A 19,325-nucleotide genomic window follows, 5' to 3' on the forward strand; every position below is an offset into this window, starting at 1 on the left:
TTACATGGTAACGAATCTTATTCTCATTACTGATTTACTGAAACGTTTTATCCCACTGAATTCCAAAATATTTTCTGATGATCACATCAATGCAAGTCATCCCCCCCTGCAGGAGCTGTGACTCAGATAAACCCGCCGCTCTAAACCTCCATGTCCAGCAACGCTGCCCCTAGCGCCTTCCCATGGGCATCCAGTGCCAGGGACCGGGTCACGCCGCCGCGCAGGATGCCGGGCAGGACGAAGTTCAGGGCATGGACATTGGGCAACTCATAGCGCCGAACGGGGCCTGCCGCCGGGTCGAGCAACTCGGCAAACCAGGCCGTGACGCGCTCGACGCTTAGCGCCTGACACAGGTGTGGATAGTCTTCGGCACGGTAGGCGATTACCGAAATATTTGAGGTGTCGCCTTTGTCGCCGGTACGGGAATGCGCCAACTCTCGCAGCTTGACGGTACTCATAAGGCATCCTCCAAATGGATTCGTGGGGTGACTGCATCACGGGGCAGGTACAGCGACGCAACTGCCACCACCTGACGAACGCTTTTGCTTGCCCCGCCACCGCCGCAAGGACCGTTGGTGTACAACGTTTCTACTTCATTGCCGACTCGCACCGCTTCGGCCCGATCAGTACAGCGCGCGGCCACCCGCAAACGCACTTCCCACGGTTCGCTGCTCGTACGTGAACCTAGCCCGGCCCCGTGCAGTGCATCGACGCCAATCAGTTCGGCGCGCACTTCGTCGTAGATCACGCCGGTCAGTTTCAACCGTTCGAGCACAACCTCACGGGCCAACTGTGCCCGGGCCACAGCCCCCGGCCCGCCATACGCGATCTGCCCTTCGCCGATCCAGCCATCGAGATAGCCCACCGACACCTTCAAGGTTTCAGGCCTTGGGTGCCCGTCTGCCCCTGCAATACGCACCCGGTCAACGCCCTCGGTGCTGAAGCTGACCGCAGAAAAATCAGCACTGACATCCGGCGTCAGGTACGCCGCAGGGTCGTGCACTTCATAGATCAGTTGTTCGGTGCAGGTGGCGGTGTCAATGCGGCCGCCCGTGCCCGACACTTTGCTGATCACTGCCTGCCCCAAAGCATCCACCTCGGCCAGCGGGAAGCCGAGCCGCGCCAGATCAGGAACATCCTTGTAACCGGGATCGGCAAAGTACCCGCCGCTGATCTGTCCGGCGCATTCGAGCAGATGCCCGACCAATGTGCCGCGACCCAACAAGGCCCAATCATCTTCAGCCCAGCCAAACTCGAACAACTGCGGTGCGAGGAACAACGATGGATCGGCAACCCTGCCAGTAATCACCACATCGGCGTCGGCCCGCAGCGCGTCGACGATGCCTGAAGCGCCCAGATAAGCATTGGCCGAGATCAGTCGTTCACCCAGCGAGCCCAGGCTTGCACCGTTGTCGAGTAACAAGGAAGGATCGGCCTGCAACGCATCGAGCACATCATCGCCGGTCAGAGCGGCGACTTTCAGGCTGTTCAACCCCAGCTCCGCAGCGATCCGCCTGACCTCACGAGCGGCCGCCATTGGGTTGGCGGCGCCCATGTTAGTGATCAGGCGCAAGCGCCGGCGATTGCCATCAATGCCACGACCGACAAAAGGCAGCACCCGGCGCATACGCTCGCTCAGCAAAGGGTCGTAACCCGCCTCTGGATCAGCCAGACGGGCCTGCTGTGCCAGAGCAATAGTGCGTTCGGCCAGGCATTCAAAGACCAGATAATCCAGATCGCCCTGCTCGGCCAGTTCCACGGCCGGCTCAATGCGGTCACCCGAGTAACCGGCGCCAGAGCCAATGCGTAAGGTTTTCATGTCAGAAGACTCCCAGGAGCAACGCAGTCAGGGTCATTAACACCGACGCGGCGAACATAAAGGGGATGGTGAAACGCTGGTGATCGGCCAACTCGATCTTGCACAGGCCGACCAACAGAAAGGTCGCCGGCGTCAGCGGGCTGACTGGGAACCCGGTGGTATGTACGCCGAGCAACGAGGCCTGAGCCACCTGCAGCGGGTTGACGCCCAGCGCCTTGCCGACTTCAGCGATCACCGGCATCACACCGAAATAGAACGAGTCTGGATCGAACAGCAGGCTCAATGGCATGGACAGAAAGCCCACTACCGCCGGGATCAAATGACCGTGGCCAGCCGGGATCTGTGCCACCGCCACTTCAGCCATCGCTTTGAGCATGCCACTGCCCTGCATGATCCCGGTGAACACCCCGGCTGCCAGGAGGATGCTGGCCATGGTCAAGGCCGTTTTGGCGTGCGCATCGACGCGCTCCCGCTGGGCGTCGACGTTTGGGTAGTTGATGCACAGCGCCAATACGGTACCGAGCATGAACATCACCACTGGGTCGACCCAGCCAGCAATCATCACGCCCATCACCAACACGGTCAGCAGCAGATTGAGCCAGAACAACCGTGGCCGACGCAGCCCTTCTTCTTCCGCGCTGAGGGTACGCTGGGGAACCACATCAACCGTGACGCCAGCGCCAAGGCCAAGGCCAAGCCGACGCTCTTCGCGGCGACCAAGCAGCCAGGCGCAGGTGAAGACAAACACCAAACCCACGATCTGCACCGGAATCAGAGGTTGAAACAGGTCCGATACCGGCACATGCAACGCCGCCGAGGAGCGCAGCACCGGGCCGGTCCAGGGCAGGAAGTTAACCCCGGCCGCCATCGCCGTGACGCACGCAAGGATGCGCCGGTCCATGCCGAGACGGTTATAGAGAGGGAGCATGGCCGGGATAGTCACCAGAAAAGTGACCGCCCCCGAACCATCCAGGTGCACCAACAACGCCAGTAACGCGGTGCCGGTCACGATCCGTGTCGGTCGCGTCCCTACCGTGTGCAGGATCCGATCAATGATGGGATCAAGCATCCCGGCGTCCGTCATCACCCCAAAGAACAAGATGGCGAACACGAACATGCCCACCACCGGGGCCACGTTCTTGATGCCGGTAATGATGAAGGCACTGGTTTCCAGGCCGAAGCCGCCGATCAATGCAGCAATGATCGGCAACGCAATAAGTGCAACCAGTGGCGAGAGGCGTTTGCTCATTACAGCGGTGAGCAAACAGAGGATGGTGATAACACCGAGCGTGGCGAGCATGGGCAGGGTCCTGTGTGTCATTCCTGACCGCCTGGGGCAGTGGAATGAACCGTTGTTGTTTTCAACGAGTATTGAAAATCGGGGTAATCTTTGTAAATTGAAATGTTCACCGCATCTCGTTCGGAAAAACAGAATGAAGAACTCAATTCAGCATATCCGTGCCTTTCTCGCCGTGGCCCATAGCGGCAGCTTTGCCAAGGCGGCAGTCGCCTTGCATCTGTCGCCTTCGGCGCTAACCGTGCAGATTCAACAACTCGAAGACTGGCTGGGGGTGACACTGCTCGAGCGCAGTCCGCGTCAGGTCAGCCTCACGGCGGCCGGGCAGAAGACCTTGGGGCCGATGGAAAAACTACTATTGGACCTGGACAACATTGTTGCCGGCTCGCGGGATTTGGCGGCGCTACGCCGAGGTGTGGTGACCATCGCGGCCCTGCCCTCGATCTGCTCAGGCGCACTGCCTCCAGTACTGAAGCTGTTTCGCGAACAGTTTCCCGGGGTCGAGATACGCCTGCGCGATGTGGTAGCGCAACGTATCGACGCACTTGTGCGTGATGGCGAAGTCGATTTCGGTCTTGGGGTGCGAGCCCGGCTGGGACACGGCCTGGACTTTGAGGTGGTGATGGTGGATCGGTTGTGCCTGTTTATCCCAAGCGATCATCCGCTGGCATCACGCCAATCAGTAAGTCTCTCGGCGCTGACAGGTCAGCCGATGATCCTCACCGGACGCGACAGCAGCGTGCGCGAACGGGTGGAGCAGCTGTTCGCCGAAGAGGGTCTGCACCTGATACCAGGCCTGGAAGCCAACTATATGTCGACAGTGCTGGCCTTGGTCCGCCAAGGACTGGGGATGACCCTGCTGCCGGAGTCCGCCGACGATGGCCGTGGCGATCTGGCGCGTGTGCCAGTCGATCACCCTGGTGTCAGCCGAGAAATCGGCCTTATCACCCGCGCAAGTCAAAGCCTGAGCCCGGCGCCACAGCGGTTTGTAGAGCTGATGAGGTCGGTGCTGGATCAATCAGACCCACTGCCCACGACCTGAACCTAACCTGTACGAGCCTGCAAAAAATCCGAAACTTGAAAAAAATGATATTCTCATTCGGTAATGAGTATCATTATGTTGCAGATTCTCAAACGCGCAACAGCCTCCGTTGCGCATCTGGTTACACGCCCAGCAGCTCTTATTTTGGTGACACATGCTCGTTCCTTTTTTGATCATGCTGCGCGAAGGGATTGAAGCCGCGCTCATCGTTGGCATCATTGCCAGCTACCTGAAACAGACCGGCCGCGGAGAATGGATGCCCGCCGTGTGGATCGGTGTTTTTCTCGCGGCAGCCTTGGCGCTCCTGGTCGGGGGCGGCCTGGAATTGGTCAGCGCCGAATTCCCGCAAAAACAGCAGGAGTTGTTCGAAGGCGTGATCGGCCTGGTGGCCGTGGGCATTCTCAGTTCGATGGTGTTCTGGATGCGCAAGGTCGCACGCTCCATCAAGCACTCATTGCACGCCTCTCTCGATGCCGCACTTGCCACCTCGAAAAATCAGGTTTACGCGCTGATCGCCATGGTGTTTTTCGCCGTCGCCCGTGAAGGGCTGGAGACTGTTTTTTTCCTGCTGGCGGTGTTCCAGCAGAGTGAGGGGACGGCAGCCCCGATGGGGGCCCTGCTCGGCCTGATCCTGGCCATCGGCGTGGGGTTTGCCATTTACAGCGGCAGCATGCGCCTGAATCTGGGCATGTTCTTCCGCTGGACCGGCCTGTTCATTCTGGTGGTCGCCGCCGGGATTCTCTCTACGTCGGTGCAAGCGCTGCATGAGGCCGGACTGTGGAATCACCTGCAAACAGTCGTGTTCGACATCAGCGCAGCGCTGCCAATGGACGGCCCATTAGGCTCGGTATTGGCCGGCATGTTTGGTTATCAAGATTCTCCGACCGTCAGCACCCTGAGCGTCTACCTGATCTACCTGATCGGCGCATTGGTGTTGTTCTTCCTGCCAGCGCCGGGGACTCAATCGGCTAAACCCGTGCTTCGCCAATCATCTTCCGCTACGAACGAATAAGGGTACCCATGTCGAATCTTCCCTCTGGGCTTCCTGAAAAAGCCAGGTCTCATAACGTCTTGCGATTGGCCGTAGTCGGCTCCGTGATCATCATGATCGCGGCCGGCGGGCTGTTCTACTATGCCTCCCGCGCTGCGATGCAAAAGCGCCAGGCTAATAACAGTGCCGAGACCCTCGTCAGCATTCATGCCCACAGCTGTGAGCCGAATGCGTTGACGGTACCTGCTGGACGCACCGCCTTTCGTATCGTCAACCGCTCCGAACGTGCCGTTGAGTGGGAAATCCTCGACGGTGTACTGGTGGTCGAGGAGCGCGAAAATATCGCGCCGGGGCTGAGCCAGGTGATCAATGCCAACCTGATGCCGGGCGACTACACCATCACCTGCGGCCTGCTGAGCAACCCACGCGGCACCCTGCATGTGACCCCCACCGCTGAATCCGACGCCAGCGCAAAGGCCCGGCCATCGATGGTCGCGTTTATCGGACCACTGTCCGAATACCGCGTTTATTTGAGCAGCCAGAGTTCAGCGCTGATCAAGGCCGTTACCGCCTTGCAACAGGCCATCGACGTAGCTGACCTGGATCAGGCACAAGCGGCTTACCTGCAGGCCCGAGTCGTCTATCAGCGGATTGCACCTGCCGCACAGCGCTTTGCCGATCTGGATAACGCCATCAACGCTCGTGCTGATTACTACGAAAAACGCGAACAAGACCCGGGCTTCAATGGCTTCCATCGCATTGAGTACGCCTTGTTCGATCAGCACAAAGTCGATGGCCTGGCGCTGACGGTGCAGCGTCTGCAAACCGACGTCACTGGCCTCAAGCAACAATTGATGGCGCAAACCATGGCCCCCGAGCAACTGGTTGGCATCATTACCCACAACATGCGCTCCCTGGCCGAAGTCCGCAGCAACGGCGAAGAAGAGCGCTACAGCCGTGCTGACCTGAGCGGTTTTGCCGCCAATCTGGAAGGTACACGCAAAGTCATCGACCTGTTGCGTCCGCTGCTGGCCAAGACAGCTGGCGAGCTGCTGCAAAGGATCGATGCGGCTTCAACGGCCTTTGGCGCTGAACTCGACAGCTTGAAAACCGAGAGCGGCTACCGCCCCTACGATCAAGTCGCGAATGGGCAGCGCCAACAGATAGCAGACAGCGCCAAAGCATTGGCCGACGCACTCGATGGAATCGATCCAGCCTTAGGCCTCAAGGGCCTCTAAGCAGTGTCCTTTCAGACCCGTAATAGAACGAAGACCTCATCACTATGAAAGATTCAGATATGTCCAACGCCCCGCTTTCAGCCCAACGTCGCCGCGTGCTTCTGGGACTCGGCGCGGCGGGTGCAGCATTGGCGGGTAGCAGCCTGAGCAGCAACGTTTTGGCGGCGTCCCAGGCGCAAGTCACCGAAGCGCCGCACAGCGAAAAGACCCAGGACCGTAACCTGTTCCATGGCCGTCACCAGACGGGCATTGTCACGCCTCGCCCGGCTGCGGGCATGCTCGTATCGTTCGACGTACTGGCTGCCGACCGCGAAGATCTGGAGCGTCTGTTCCGCACGCTGAACGAGCGTATTGCGTTCCTGATGACAGGAGGCGTCGTGCCGCAGGTCGATCCGAAATTGCCACCGGTGGATTCGGGCATCCTCGGTCCGGTGGTGACGCCGGACAACCTGACCATCACCGTGTCGGTCGGTGAGTCGCTGTTCGACGAGCGTTTCGGCCTGGCGTCGGTCAAGCCCACGCGCCTGATCCGGATGATTGGCTTCCCTAATGACGCGCTGGAGCCTGACCGCTGCCACGGTGACTTGAGCATTCAGTTCTGCTCCAACACCCCCGACAGCAATATTCACGCCCTGCGTGACATCGTCAAAAATCTGCCCGACTTGTTGTTGGTGCGCTGGAAGCAGGAAGGCACCGTGCCGGCTCAGGCCCCCGTCAAACCCGGGCAGCCCGCAGAGAGTGCACGTAACTTCCTCGGTTTCCGCGACGGTTCAGCCAACCCCGATTCCAACGATCAAAAAGCCATGGACTACCTGGTCTGGGTTCAACCCGGCAGCGATGAGCCCGCATGGGCTGTCAGCGGTAGCTATCAGGCAGTGCGGATCATCCGTAACTTCGTCGAGCGCTGGGACCGGACGCCGCTGCAGGAACAGCAAGCGATCTTTGGCCGGGTCAAGACCACCGGCGCGCCGATGGATGGCAAGCAGGAGACCGACGTGCCGAACTACGCTGCCGATCCCCACGGCAAGCAGACTCGCCTGGACTCACATATCAGGATGGCCAACCCACGCACCGCCGACACTGAACGCAACCGGATTTTGCGCCGCCCGTTCAACTACTCCAATGGCGTGAGCAAGAACGGTCAGCTCGACATGGGCCTGTTGTTCATCTGCTACCAGTCCGATCTGGAAAAAGGCTTTATCACCGTGCAAACCCGCCTCAATGGCGAACCTCTGGAGGAGTACCTGAAGCCCATTGGCGGTGGCTACTTCTTCACGTTGCCCGGTGTCGTCGGCGATCAGGATTACCTCGGTCGGTCGCTGCTTGCCGCCTCCACACCGACGAAAACGCTTTGACCCACACTAATTTCACCCGGAAAAGTCCCATGAAAAAGTCGCCTCTCGTTGTGATGCTTACCTTTGGCTTGCTCCAGACTCCCTTGGCCGCCTTCGCCGCGACAGCGCCGCTGGACCTGGTGGGACCGATCTCGGACTACAAAATCTACGTCACCGAACAGCTTGATGAGCTGGGTAGCCACACCCAACAGTTCACCGATGCCGTGAAAAAAGGCGACCTGGCCACCGCCAAAAAACTGTATGCGCCGACTCGCGTTTATTACGAGTCCGTTGAGCCCATCGCCGAGTTGTTCAGCGACCTGGATGCCTCCATCGATTCACGCGTTGATGACCACGAAAAAGGCGTGACCGCTGAAGACTTCACCGGTTTCCATCGCATCGAATACAGCCTGTTCTCCGAGAACAGCACCCAGGGCCTGGGCGAACTGGCCGATAAACTCAACGGCGATGTCAAAGACCTGCAAACACGCGTTGCCGGCCTGACCTTCCCACCTGAAAAAGTGGTTGGCGGTGCGGCAGTGCTGCTCGAAGAAGTCGCTGCCACCAAGATTTCCGGTGAAGAAGACCGTTACAGCCACACTGACCTGTATGACTTCCAGGGCAACATCGACGGCGCCAAAAAAATCGTCGACCTGTTCCGCCCGCAGATCGAAAAGCAGGACACGGTGTTTGCCGCCAAAGTCGACAAGAACTTTGCGACGGTCAACAAGATCCTGGCCAAATACAAAACCAAAGACGGTGGCTACGAGACGTATGACAAAGTCAGTGCAAATGACCGCAAGGCACTGATTGGCCCGGTCAACACCCTGGCTGAAGACCTGTCCACCTTGCGTGGCAAGCTGGGTCTGAACTGAGTGAAAAGCAGCTTCAGTATCCAGGAATCCTGAAGCTGCTCCCCTGAAGGCTGCGATCAACTGTGCAGCGGTTGCTTTAACTCCCGCTAAACCAGTTATAGCCCTGGTCTTCCCAGTACCCGCCCGGGTATTCATTGGTCACGAAGAGTTCGACGATGTGCTTGGGATTCTTGAACCCCAACTTGGTCGGCACCCGCACACGCAATGGATAACCATAATCCGGTGGCAGTGCTACTTGGCCGAAATCCAGCGCCAGCAAAGTTTGTGGATGCAGCGCGGTCGGCATGTCCAGGCTTGAGTAGTATTTGTCAGCACATTTGAACCCGACGAATTTTGCCGTGGTGTCCGCGCCAATGTGTTCCAGAAACGTGCGCAAAGGGACCCCGCCCCATTGGCCAATCGCGCTCCAGCCCTCGACGCAGATCAGCCGCGTGATGTCGGTGCGTTGCGGCAGCTTGCGCAAGTTTTCCAGGGTCCAGGGTTGCGTGTCACGCACCAACCCGGACACCGCCAGACGGTACGTGGAAAGATCGACCTCGGGCACATTGTATTCAGGGTAGAACGCATTGAACGGGAACGGACTGGTGACCTTTGCCAGATCGTAGGTCGGCGCCAGACGTTGACCGCTGAACAGCCAGGCCTGAACCCGGTCGTTCCAGCGCGACATGGCCCACAAAGTTTTATCCACAGCATCGTCACTCTCCAGGTTGCAGCCCGTGAGCATCGACATTGCACCGATCGTCAGCCCGGCGCGCAGAAACGAGCGCCGTTGAATATTGATCAATTGGGTCTGCTGCGCCGGTTCCAGGCGCAAACCAGGTGGCCGCTGTTTGGGTTCAGTCATTGGAATTCTCCCGAGTACCACCGGTAATCATCGGCACAAATGTACGTGGCACCAGCAGTACCAACACCAAATGGACGACGACGAATGCACCGATCCCGGCCATGGCGCCAAAATGCACGAAACGAGCGAAGTCGTACCCGCCCAGCAAGCTACACAGCACCTGCAACTGGACCGGCTTCCAGATCGACAGCCCGGACAAGACCACCAGCACGCCCAGCGCCAACACCAGCCAATACGACAACCGTTGCACGGCGTTGTAGCGCCCCTGTTGGTGAGCCAGACGCAAGCGCAGGGCATCCCCCAGATCACGCCTCACCGCGTCCACTGAAATCGGTAACAAATCGCGTTTGAAGTGCTGACTGAACACGCCGTACAACACGTATGCCAGGCCGTTGATCACCAGCAGCCACATCACTGCCAGATGCCAAGCGATGGAACCACCGAGCCAACCGCCCAGAGTTATCTCGCGGGGGAAGCGGAAAGAGAATAAAGGTGAAGCGTTGTAGATGCCCCAGCCGCTCATGAACATGCCAACCATGCCCAGCGCGTTGAGCCAATGCGTAAGCCGCACTGGCCAGGGATGGATATGTCGAGTGCTCATGGCGGTCTCCTGTGGTGTCTGAATCCGACGCCCTCGCTCTGCGTTACATCGGTGGCGTGAAACCATCCTTGCCCACGGCAATACCGCGCGCGGATTTACCGTCATCGGCCGGGAACAGAACGATCTTGGCACCGGCTTTCAGTGCGCTGCGCTCGCCAGGTTGAACGTAGGCGATCGGCACGTCTTCTGGCACGACCAGCTGTTTTTCGCCGCCCTTATAGAGCACGGTCAAGGTGCGACCATTGGTTTTTGCCAGCGTACCAACCGTGCCGTTGGTCATGGTGCCGGTACTGCCGTCGGCATTTTCCCAACCGTAGTGGCCTTCACCGCTGCCTTTGAGGCTAGCTTCGAACACGGTAACTTCCAATGCTTTCAACGTGCCATCAGCCTGCGGTGTGGCCGCCGAACCGATAAAGCTGTCAGTTTTGATCGAATCCAGGCTGGTTTTTGAAATCAAGCGAATCGTCGTCTTGTCGGTCAAGCCGATGCTCTGATGTTGACCGGCACGGTTGGTGAAATTCAACGTATCAGCCTGGAGGCTATCAACAGTGCCGCGCATGGGCTTGACCACTGGCATGTCGGCGGCCTGGGTCATGACTGCGGCGCTGAGCAGAAGCAAGCCGAACGTTGTGGACAGTGCATTCTTCATGTCGATACCTGGTTGAGTGAGTTAGCAGCCATCATCACCCTGGAACCCGCACGGCAGCATGACCGCCGAATGACATTTTTGTCATTCGGCGCAGGTAGATCGCGCATGACAAAAATGTCACCGACACCCTCATGGCACTTGGTTAAACTCCAACCCTGCCCAACGCTCCTCGTTGGAAACGCTCCAGCCTGTGTGAAGAACATGGAGACCCAACGGTGCACATCCTGCTCATCGAAGACGACACCAAGACCGGCGAGTACCTGAAAAAGGGCCTTGGCGAGTCGGGTTATAAAGTCGACTGGACCCAACACGGCACCGATGGCCTGCACATGGCCCTCGAACAGCGCTATGACTTGATCGTGCTCGATGTGATGCTGCCAGGCATCGATGGCTGGCAGATTATCGAAGTGCTGCGCGCCAAACAGGATGTGCCCGTGCTGTTCCTCACTGCGCGCGATCAATTGCAGGATCGCATTCGTGGCCTGGAGCTGGGCGCCGACGACTATCTGGTAAAACCGTTTTCCTTCACTGAGTTGCTGCTGCGCATCCGCACCGTGCTGCGTCGGGGCGTGGTCCGCGAGCCGGATCATTTTCATATCGCCGACTTGGAGCTGGACCTGCTGCGACGCAGGGTGACCCGCCAGCAACAGGTGATCGTCCTGACCAACAAGGAATTCGCGCTGTTGCATCTGCTGCTGCGCCGCGAAGGCGATGTACTGTCCAGGGCACAGATCGCCTCGGAGGTCTGGGACATGAACTTCGACAGCGACACCAATGTGGTCGATGTCGCGATCAAACGTCTGCGCAGCAAGATCGACCTGCCCTACCCGGTCAAACTCATCCATACCGTGCGCGGCATCGGTTACGTCTGCGAGGTGCGGCCATGCGGTCCCGACGCCCGCCATCCCTGACCCTGCGCACCACACTCGCATTCGCCCTGGTGGCGATGCTCACCGTGGCTGGCGCCGGCCTGTATCTTTACGTATCGATAGAACGGACCGTGATGCAGCGCAGCGACCATGCCGTGCTGGCCCGGCTCGATCATTTTCGCAAACTGCTGCGCTACGACCTGACCCTCGACAAACTTGAGAGCAGTCCGCAACTGTTCGAAAACATGCTCGACAGCGAAGAAGACATTTTCATCATCGGTGAACCGGGCAAGCCCCCGGTGATTTCGGTCAATCCGTCGCACGCGCCGCTGCCACAGGTACCGGTGGTCGGCCAGGATCAAGCCCTCAACGACACCGACCTGCGCAGTGGGATGAGCCTGGAAGGCGTGCCCTTGCGCGCCGCATCCGTGCAGGCGCTGTCGGGCAACACCGAGGTGCACCTGCTGGCCGCGCATGTAATGGTCAAGGAAATGGCCATGCTCGCCAGTTTCAGACAGCGCATCTACGTGGCCATGACCCTGGCTTTCGTCATCGCCGCGCTGCTCGGTTATCTGTTGTTACGCCGTGGTTTACGCCCGTTGCGGCGAATGGCGGCACACGCGGCAGACATCACCCCGGCGACGCTCGACAGCCACAGAGGTAGCCGCCTGGACAGCCACGACACACCCGTGGAGCTGCATCAACTCAGCGACGCTTTCAACGCCATGCTTGATCGCCTGGCCGACGGTTATCAGCGGCTGATGCAGTTTTCCGCAGACCTGGCCCATGAGATTCGCACACCTGTCGGCTCACTGATGGGGCATTGTCAGGTTGCGTTGCGCCAGACCCGCAGCGTGGATGAATACCAAGCGTTGCTGGCCTCGAATCTTGAGGAGTTGGAGCGGATTTCCCGACTGGTCGAGAGCATCCTGTTCCTCGCCCGGGCTGATGACGCACAAGCCGTGCTCGAACGTCAGCCACTGAATCTGGAAGACGAACTGCAGCGCGTCGCCGGTTATTTCGAAGGGTTGGCAGAAGAGCGTCAATTGCGCATCCAGACTTCTGGCGGCGGGACCTTGAACGCCGACCCGATCCTTCTGCGGCGGGCGTTGAGCAATCTGGTGGCCAATGCCATTCGCTACGCCGATGCGGACAGCGAGATTCTGGTGCGCGTCGACAGGCGCGATAGCGAATGGCTGATCCAGGTGGAGAATCAGGGTCCGGTGCTGGCGCCTGCGGCCTTGACCCGGTTGTTCGACCGTTTCTACCGCGGCGACGCTTCACGCCATCAACGCTCCGACTCCAATGGTCTGGGGTTGGCCATTGTCGCCGCGATCATGCATCTGCATGGCGGACGCGTCACCGTCGCGCAACCGGTTGCCGCACCGATTCGGTTTACCCTGGTCTTTCCGGCTTGACCCCACTCAAGCCTTCTTGTCATGGGTAATTGTCAGCTTGTAGAACGTCGCCGCCCCGCCTTCAGTGGTGTAGCCCGTATTGTCCTGAACGTAGACGCCTGCCTTGAAGTACAAAAGCCGGGTGCTCCAGGATGAATCCAGAGCTGCGGTCCAGACATGGTCGAATGCGTTGACGGTCAGGTTGCCGTTGGGCGTCAGGTGAATGGTGTAGGTGAAGCGCTGATTCATCGGCACCTGTTCGGCAATGATGATGACCTCAGGCTCCACGCCGGGTGCGCGTCGAAACTTGACAACGATGTTGCCGGTCTTGAGCTTTTCCTTGTACTGGTATTCGAGCTTGAGCAACGGCTCCGCGCTTTGGTAACAATGAATCTGACCAATCACGATTTTGCCCGTCGAGGGTACCTGACTGACCAACAGCGCGGCACGCAGGACGTTGTCTGCCTGGGGAAATTTCCAGTTGCTGACGCTGCCATCGGCCTTGGTCTCGCGCAGTTCGGTCCGGGGATATATCGCATTTTCAGTTCTGGAGCCGGTTACCGGCACCCAAAAGAACAAGGTGTCCCCCGAGCGGAAGTAACCATCCTGATAACCACCCACCAGTGTTGGCGTATCAATGGTGACGGCGGGAGGACCGACAGGGACGGAGAGGTTCCAGGTAGCGAGATCGATCATTCAAGACTCGAAGGGGTGCGGCTTGCGCACCAGCAAGGACGGATCGTTAAAGGTGGTGTGCAACCACCCAGCGGTGTTGTCCTTGCTATCGGCTGAATCGATGATTGTTGAAATTCAATCGCCGACCTAATGACGTCAAAAAACAGGCGATCCGCTGTAAGGCCACTATTACGGCATCATTTGATGACGACATCAGGATGAATAAAAGGTTCACCACAGACTGCATTAACAAAGGCGCCAGGTCCGAAACCTTGCGTCATTTTTTTGAATAAAAGCGCGATAAAGGCGCCCAATACCGTTTTTTATTACCGACAAACGGTAGTCATCTATTCAAACTCCACTGCTTTTTTTGCCAGTGAAAAGCTCTGCATCGGGCATCTTGCGTGTGGAAGGGAATGGTCACAGAGTCATGGAGATGGGCACTCACGGACTTCAGCCATGTGTGATTGCCTGGACAAGCAAGATGACGGTTGACGGCGCTGCAACAGTGTTACAAACTATTTATAGTTAGCAAGCTAATAATGTGATTTCAAACTATTATCACTGGCAACGCCATGACTCTCGATATTCTCCAAATGAGCATCAGCCGCGGCATCGTGGCAGCGTCCCGTCACTGGCGGCGCATCTGTCACACGACGCTCGTCGACTACGGCATCTCCGAAGCGTGCGCGATGCCTTTGTTGATGATTCTGCGCTTGGGCGACGGCGTGCGCCAAGTGACAGTGGCCCAGGCCGCCGGGATGGAAAGTCCATCGCTAGTGCGTTTGCTTGATCAATTATGTGCAGCTGACGTGGTCTGTCGCACCGAAGATCCCACAGACCGCCGCGCCAAATCCTTGAGCCTGACCGAGAATGGCCGCGCGCTGGCGTTGTCGATTGAAAATGAGTTGATTCGTCTGCGCAGGGACGTGCTCAAAAATGTCGACGTCGCGGATCTCGAAGCCACCCTGCGGGTGCTGAAGGCATTTGAAGATGCCGGCCATCACAGCACGGTATGGGCATCTTGAGCGGTTTTTTTACCGGGGTACCGCCGGCACGTGACTGGTTCTATGGCGTGCGTACCTTCGCCGCCTCAATGATCGCGTTGTATATCGCATTGATCATGGAAATGCCTCGGCCTTATTGGGCCATGGCCACGGTCTATATCGTTTCCAGTCCCTTTGTTGGCCCGACCAGTTCCAAGGCGCTCTACAGGGCGCTGGGGACCTTTGTCGGCGCGGCGGCGGCCGTTTTTTTCGTGCCATTGTTCGTGCAGACCCCGTTCTTGCTGGCCATCGTGATCGCTCTCTGGACCGGGACCTTGCTGTTCCTCTCGCTGCACCTGCGCACGGCCAACAGTTACGCGCTGATGCTCGCGGGCTACACCCTGCCGCTGATTGCCTTTCCGGTTGTGGATAACCCGCTGACAGTGTTCGACATTGCGGTGTCACGCACTGAGGAGATTGTCCTCGGGATCGTCTGTGCCGCCGTGGTGGGCGGCATGTTCTGGCCGCGCCGGCTGGCGCCCGTGATGCTGGGGGCGGCTGACAACTGGTTTGCCGACGCCAGCGCTTACAGTGAGCTATTTTTGGCGCGCACCCTGGCCCCGGAAGACATCGGCCGCCTTCGCACCTCGATGGTTGCTACTTTCAATACGCTGGAACTGATGATCGGTCAGTTACCTCACGAAGGTGCGCGCCCTCAGACAATGCGCAACAGTAAAGAATTGCGTGGACGGATGATTCACCTGTTGCCGGTTGTCGATGCATTGAACGACGCCCTTTTGGCACTGGAAAAACGCACACCCGAACAGGCCGAACGCCTCGCGCCGCTGCTGGCAGAGACCTGCGCCTGGTTGCATAGCACCCGTGAGGGCGCGCCGGTCGAACATTGGCAAGCGCTACGCGATCATCTGGAGCGCTTGCAACCCAGCTCGACGCAGCTGGATGATCGGCATCAGTTGCTACTGTCCAACGCCCTCTACCGACTCGGCGAATGGATCGATCTGTGGCAGGACTGTCGCAGCCTGCAACATGCGTTGCGCACTGACGACCAGTCCTCGTGGCGCGCGGTCTATCGGCACTGGCGGCTGGGCCGGCTGACGCCGTTTTTTGATCGCGGCTTGATGCTGTATTCGGTGTTTTCCAGCGTCACCGCAATCATCGTCGCGTCAGTGTTGTGGATTCTGTTGGGCTGGACCGATGGCGGCAGCGCGGTGATTCTGGCTGCGGTGGCGTGCAGCTTCTTCGCCGCCATGGACGACCCCGCACCGCAGATCTATCGCTTCTTTTTCTGGACCGCAATGTCGGTGCTGTTCGCCAGTCTCTATCTGTTCCTGGTGCTGCCCAACCTGCATGACTTCCCGATGCTGGTGCTGGCCTTCGCCATCCCCTTCATCGTCATCGGCACCTTGACCGTGCAGCCCCGCTTCTACTTGGGGACCTTGCTGACCATCGTCAATACGTCCTCATTCATCAGCATTCAGGGCGCCTACGACGCCGACTTCCTGGCCTTCGTCAACACCAACCTGGCGGGGCCAGTGGGGCTGTTATTCGCGTTTGTCTGGACCCTGGTGGTACGCCCCTTCGGCGTTGAATTAGCCGCCAAGCGCCTGACCCGCTTCAGTTGGCACGATATTGTCACCCTGAGCCAGCCGGCGACACTGGCCGAGCATCGGCGCATGGGCGTGCAGATGCTCGACCGCCTGATGCAGCATTTACCGCGCCTGACCATCACCGCTCAGGACACCGGGGTTGCCCTGCGCGAACTGCAGGTCGCCCTCAACTTGCTGGATTTGCAGGCGTATATCCATCGGGTACACGCAGTCCCCCAAGCGCTGCTACAGCAGGTGATCGATGAGGTCGGCGTTTATTTTCAGGCCTGCCTCAACGCCCGCCAACGCTTGCCCGCGCCCAAAGGTCTGTTGATGACCATGGACCGCGCACGGCGCTCATTGACCGCGCAATGGATGGACGACGATCCAACCCGCACTCACCTGCTGCATGCGTTGAGTGGCCTGCGCCTGGCGCTGCTGCCTGGCGTCGAAATAATGGCCACCGGTGAGGCCAAAGAACAACCGCCCTATGGCATCGACGGAGCGCCTTTATGATCGGTGATCTGGATATCAGCGGGGTGATCGTGCCCACGCTGATGGTACTGATGGGCATCACGTATTTGCTTTATCTAGTGGTGCACGCACTGCTGACACGCGCCCACTTCTATCGCCTGGTCTGGCACCGGGCATTGTTCAACGTAGGTCTATACGCTGTGTTGCTCGGCGCTGTGGATACTCTCAGTCGATACCTGATGAAATGAAAAAACCCTTACTGACATTGGGCCGAGTGGTCCTGACCCTGCTTATCGTGACCTTCGCCACTGTCGTGGTCTGGCGCATGGTGATGTATTACATGTTTGCGCCCTGGACCCGCGACGGTCGTATTCGCGCCGACGTGGTGCAGATTGCCCCAGACGTTTCCGGCCTGATTCAGAAGGTCGAGGTGACCGACAACCAGGTGGTGACCAAGGGCCAAGTCCTGTTCACCATCGACCAGGACCGCTTTCGTCTGGCCCTGCGTCAGGCCAAGGCGACGGCGGCCGAACGCCAGGAAACCTATGAACAGGCCCGTCGTGAAAACAAACGCAACCGGGGCCTGGGCAATCTGGTTGCCCAGGAACAACTCGAAGAAAGTCAGTCTCGCGAAGCGCGTGCATTGTCGGCCTTGAGCGAGTCACAGGTTGCGGTCGATGCCGCACAACTGAACCTGGACCGCTCGGTGATCCGCAGCCCGGTGGACGGTTACCTCAACGACCGCGCACCGCGTTCGCAGGAGTTTGTCACCGCTGGCCGCGCCGTTCTGTCGGTGGTCGACGGCACCTCGTTCCATATCGACGGCTACTTTGAAGAAACCAAGCTGTCTGGTATCCACATCGGCCAGGCTGTGGATATCCGCGTGATCGGTGATAGCGCACGCTTGCGCGGTCATGTGCAGAGCATCGTCGCCGCTATCGAAGACCGTGATCGCAGCAGCGGCACCAACCTGCTACCCAACGTCAACCCGGCGTTCAGCTGGGTGCGGCTGGCACAACGGATTCCCGTGCGAATCGCCTTCGACAGCGTGCCGGATGACTTTCGCATGATCGCCGGGCGTACCGCGACGGTGTCGATCATCGAGGACGCTCACCCTCGGGAGACCGCGCAATGAAACAAGGCGCACGTCTGGCGACCGTAGCCCTGGGTTTGCTGTTGTCCGCCTGCCAGATGGTGGGGCCGGACTATCATCTGCCCAAGGATGCCGCACTGAACCGCCCGGATTTGCAGGGCAAAATCGCGGGTCAGGGTGCCAATGCGATGTCAGCGCCGGTACCGGCAGATTGGTGGCGACTGTATCAGGACCCTCGGCTCGATGAGCTGGTACGTCAGGCCATGGCCTCCAACACCGACCTGCGGGTAGCGGCCGCCAATCTGGCCCGGGCCCGAATGCAAGTGGAGGAAGCCCAGTCTTTGGGGGGATTCCACAGCGGGGTAAAAATGGGCGCACAACGCTTGCAGGAATCGGGTGAAGCCTTTCTGTTAGCCGATAAAGTGCCCGTGGCCAATGTCGGCGACATCGGCATCAGCACCTCTTACCAGTTCGATCTGTTCGGCACCCTGCAGCGCGGCATCGAAGGCGCACAAGCCAGTGCCGATGCGACCCAAGCCGCAGCGGACACCGCGCGCATCACCCTGGTGGCCGACGTAGTACGCGCCTACACCCAGGTCTGCGCCGCCAATGAAGAGCAGAACATCGCCCTGCATTCGCTGGACCTGCAACAGCAAAGCCTGACCATGACCCAGCGCCTGCGCGACGCGGGGCGCGGGGATGAAACCCAAGTCACCCGCTCACAAACCCAATTCAAATCCCTGCGCGCCGAATTGCCCCGCTACAACGCCGCCCGTCAAGCCGGACTGTTCCGCTTGTCGATGCTGCTGGCCAAACCGCTGGCACAACTGCCTGCTGGCGTGACGACATGCGCTGAACTGCCCCACATCGCGCAGCTCATGCCCGTCGGCGACGGTGCCGCATTGCTCAAACGCCGGCCTGATATTCGTCAGGCCGAGCGTCGACTGGCAGCCGCCACCGCAGAGATTGGTGTCGCCACCGGCGCGCTGTACCCGGACATCAGCATCGGCGCGAGCATTGGCACCGTTGGTATTCTGAGTAACCTCGGCCAACCGGCCACTAATCGCTGGGGCTTTGGGCCCTTGCTGAGCTGGACGGTGCCATCGAACGGCTCCCGTGCGCGGATCCATGAAGCCGAAGCCTCGACCCAAGCCGCACTGGCGCATTTCGATGGCGTGGTGCTCAACGCGATCCGCGAAGCCCAGACCGGTCTGGCGCAATACACCGCCTTGCTGGAGCGGCGTGAGGCGCTGGCCGACGCCGAACAGTCGGCCCGGCAAGCGGCCGATCAGACTCACCGTTTCTTCCAGGCTGGCCGCGCCTCGTTCCTTGCCGACCTCCAGGCTACACGCACCTATACTGATGTTCGTGCCCAATTGGCTTCGGCTAACACCCAAGTCGCCATGGGCCAGATCGATCTGTTTTTGGCTTTAGGTGGGGGTTGGGAGAATGGCCGTACGGCGGTGGTGAATAAATGACCGATATCACCGCTTTTCCCGGTCCGGTTTGAACCTGCTCGTCATCCTGCTGCCAG

Annotated in this window: 19 protein-coding genes; 12 read left to right on the forward strand and 7 right to left on the reverse strand. The window is 59.3% G+C overall.

Going from position 1 to position 19,325, the window contains the following annotated elements:
* Window positions 1–140: 140 nt before the first annotated feature.
* Genes ACVBEG_RS17755 through ACVBEG_RS17765 form a run of 3 tightly spaced genes read right to left on the reverse strand, consistent with a single transcriptional unit; the run spans window position 141 to window position 3,119 of the window.
* Window positions 141–458, reverse strand: a complete 318-nt coding sequence (locus ACVBEG_RS17755; protein ID WP_322178314.1) for an AtuA-related protein — start codon at window positions 456–458, stop codon at window positions 141–143.
* Window positions 455–1,819, reverse strand: a complete 1,365-nt coding sequence (locus tag ACVBEG_RS17760) for an acyclic terpene utilization AtuA family protein (RefSeq protein WP_443690874.1) — start codon at window positions 1,817–1,819, stop codon at window positions 455–457. The genes ACVBEG_RS17755 and ACVBEG_RS17760 overlap by 4 nt, the downstream gene beginning before the upstream one ends.
* Window position 1,820: 1 nt before the next feature.
* Complete coding sequence (locus ACVBEG_RS17765) at window positions 1,821–3,119, reverse strand: CitMHS family transporter (RefSeq protein ID WP_322183067.1); 1,299 nt, start codon at window positions 3,117–3,119, stop codon at window positions 1,821–1,823.
* Window positions 3,120–3,252: 133 nt separating this feature from the next.
* Here ACVBEG_RS17765 and ACVBEG_RS17770 point away from each other — a divergent pair, with 133 nt between their 5' ends.
* The 5 genes from ACVBEG_RS17770 (at window position 3,253) to efeO (ACVBEG_RS17790) (ending at window position 8,596) form a co-directional block, all read left to right on the forward strand.
* Window positions 3,253–4,158 (forward strand): LysR family transcriptional regulator, encoded by a 906-nt coding sequence (locus tag ACVBEG_RS17770; RefSeq protein WP_447108155.1) that lies wholly within the window; start codon window positions 3,253–3,255, stop codon window positions 4,156–4,158.
* Between the two features lie 154 nt (window positions 4,159–4,312).
* Window positions 4,313–5,170 carry an iron uptake transporter permease EfeU gene (gene efeU / locus ACVBEG_RS17775; protein WP_322178311.1) on the forward strand — a complete coding sequence of 286 codons (858 nt, stop codon included), beginning with the start codon at window positions 4,313–4,315 and terminating at the stop codon, window positions 5,168–5,170.
* An 8-nt stretch (window positions 5,171–5,178) separates the two neighbouring features.
* Window positions 5,179–6,387, forward strand: a complete 1,209-nt coding sequence (gene efeO / locus ACVBEG_RS17780) for an iron uptake system protein EfeO (protein ID WP_322178310.1) — start codon at window positions 5,179–5,181, stop codon at window positions 6,385–6,387.
* 44 nt (window positions 6,388–6,431) lie between these two features.
* On the forward strand, window positions 6,432–7,742 hold the full coding sequence (gene efeB / locus ACVBEG_RS17785) for an iron uptake transporter deferrochelatase/peroxidase subunit (protein ID WP_323565721.1): 1,311 nt from the start codon (window positions 6,432–6,434) through the stop codon (window positions 7,740–7,742).
* A gap of 29 nt (window positions 7,743–7,771) precedes the next feature.
* The gene (efeO, locus tag ACVBEG_RS17790; protein ID WP_322178308.1) at window positions 7,772–8,596 is read left to right on the forward strand and encodes an iron uptake system protein EfeO; all 825 of its coding nucleotides are present in this window, start codon (window positions 7,772–7,774) and stop codon (window positions 8,594–8,596) included.
* Window positions 8,597–8,672: 76 nt separating this feature from the next.
* Here efeO (ACVBEG_RS17790) and ACVBEG_RS17795 read toward each other — a convergent pair whose 3' ends face one another.
* From ACVBEG_RS17795 to ACVBEG_RS17805, 3 genes are read right to left on the reverse strand one after another with little or no spacing between them, the layout of a single operon-like run.
* Window positions 8,673–9,440: a molybdopterin-dependent oxidoreductase gene (locus ACVBEG_RS17795; protein ID WP_322178307.1), complete on the reverse strand. Its 768-nt coding sequence runs from the start codon at window positions 9,438–9,440 to the stop codon at window positions 8,673–8,675.
* Window positions 9,433–10,041, reverse strand: coding sequence for a cytochrome b/b6 domain-containing protein (locus ACVBEG_RS17800; RefSeq protein WP_322178306.1), 609 nt, complete (start codon window positions 10,039–10,041; stop codon window positions 9,433–9,435). Before ACVBEG_RS17800 ends, ACVBEG_RS17795 begins: the two co-directional genes overlap by 8 nt.
* A gap of 43 nt (window positions 10,042–10,084) precedes the next feature.
* Entirely contained in the window at window positions 10,085–10,690 is a 606-nt protein-coding gene (locus ACVBEG_RS17805) for a hypothetical protein (RefSeq protein WP_322178305.1), read from the reverse strand.
* A gap of 215 nt (window positions 10,691–10,905) precedes the next feature.
* Between ACVBEG_RS17805 and ACVBEG_RS17810 the strand changes: the two genes are divergently transcribed.
* Together ACVBEG_RS17810 and ACVBEG_RS17815 are read left to right on the forward strand one after the other, a co-directional pair.
* Window positions 10,906–11,601, forward strand: coding sequence for a heavy metal response regulator transcription factor (locus tag ACVBEG_RS17810; RefSeq protein ID WP_322178304.1), 696 nt, complete (start codon window positions 10,906–10,908; stop codon window positions 11,599–11,601).
* Window positions 11,574–12,977, forward strand: coding sequence for a heavy metal sensor histidine kinase (locus ACVBEG_RS17815; protein WP_330200827.1), 1,404 nt, complete (start codon window positions 11,574–11,576; stop codon window positions 12,975–12,977). The genes ACVBEG_RS17810 and ACVBEG_RS17815 overlap by 28 nt, the downstream gene beginning before the upstream one ends.
* 6 nt (window positions 12,978–12,983) lie before the next feature.
* Here the strand turns inward: ACVBEG_RS17815 and ACVBEG_RS17820 are convergent, their stop codons facing one another.
* On the reverse strand, window positions 12,984–13,652 hold the full coding sequence (locus ACVBEG_RS17820; RefSeq protein ID WP_322178302.1) for a polysaccharide lyase family 7 protein: 669 nt from the start codon (window positions 13,650–13,652) through the stop codon (window positions 12,984–12,986).
* 554 nt (window positions 13,653–14,206) lie between these two features.
* Between ACVBEG_RS17820 and ACVBEG_RS17825 the strand changes: the two genes are divergently transcribed.
* From ACVBEG_RS17825 to ACVBEG_RS17845, 5 genes are read left to right on the forward strand one after another with little or no spacing between them, the layout of a single operon-like run.
* Window positions 14,207–14,659, forward strand: coding sequence for a MarR family winged helix-turn-helix transcriptional regulator (locus ACVBEG_RS17825; RefSeq protein ID WP_322178301.1), 453 nt, complete (start codon window positions 14,207–14,209; stop codon window positions 14,657–14,659).
* Entirely contained in the window at window positions 14,656–16,740 is a 2,085-nt protein-coding gene (locus ACVBEG_RS17830) for an FUSC family protein (RefSeq protein ID WP_322178300.1), read from the forward strand. Before ACVBEG_RS17825 ends, ACVBEG_RS17830 begins: the two co-directional genes overlap by 4 nt.
* Complete coding sequence (locus tag ACVBEG_RS17835) at window positions 16,737–16,946, forward strand: DUF1656 domain-containing protein (RefSeq protein ID WP_219061446.1); 210 nt, start codon at window positions 16,737–16,739, stop codon at window positions 16,944–16,946. The genes ACVBEG_RS17830 and ACVBEG_RS17835 overlap by 4 nt, the downstream gene beginning before the upstream one ends.
* The gene (locus tag ACVBEG_RS17840; RefSeq protein WP_322178299.1) at window positions 16,943–17,833 is read left to right on the forward strand and encodes an efflux RND transporter periplasmic adaptor subunit; all 891 of its coding nucleotides are present in this window, start codon (window positions 16,943–16,945) and stop codon (window positions 17,831–17,833) included. The genes ACVBEG_RS17835 and ACVBEG_RS17840 overlap by 4 nt, the downstream gene beginning before the upstream one ends.
* Window positions 17,830–19,269 carry an efflux transporter outer membrane subunit gene (locus ACVBEG_RS17845; RefSeq protein ID WP_322178298.1) on the forward strand — a complete coding sequence of 480 codons (1,440 nt, stop codon included), beginning with the start codon at window positions 17,830–17,832 and terminating at the stop codon, window positions 19,267–19,269. Before ACVBEG_RS17840 ends, ACVBEG_RS17845 begins: the two co-directional genes overlap by 4 nt.
* Window positions 19,270–19,325: the final 56 nt, after the last annotated feature.

The organism is Pseudomonas sp. GG8, from assembly GCF_052976945.1.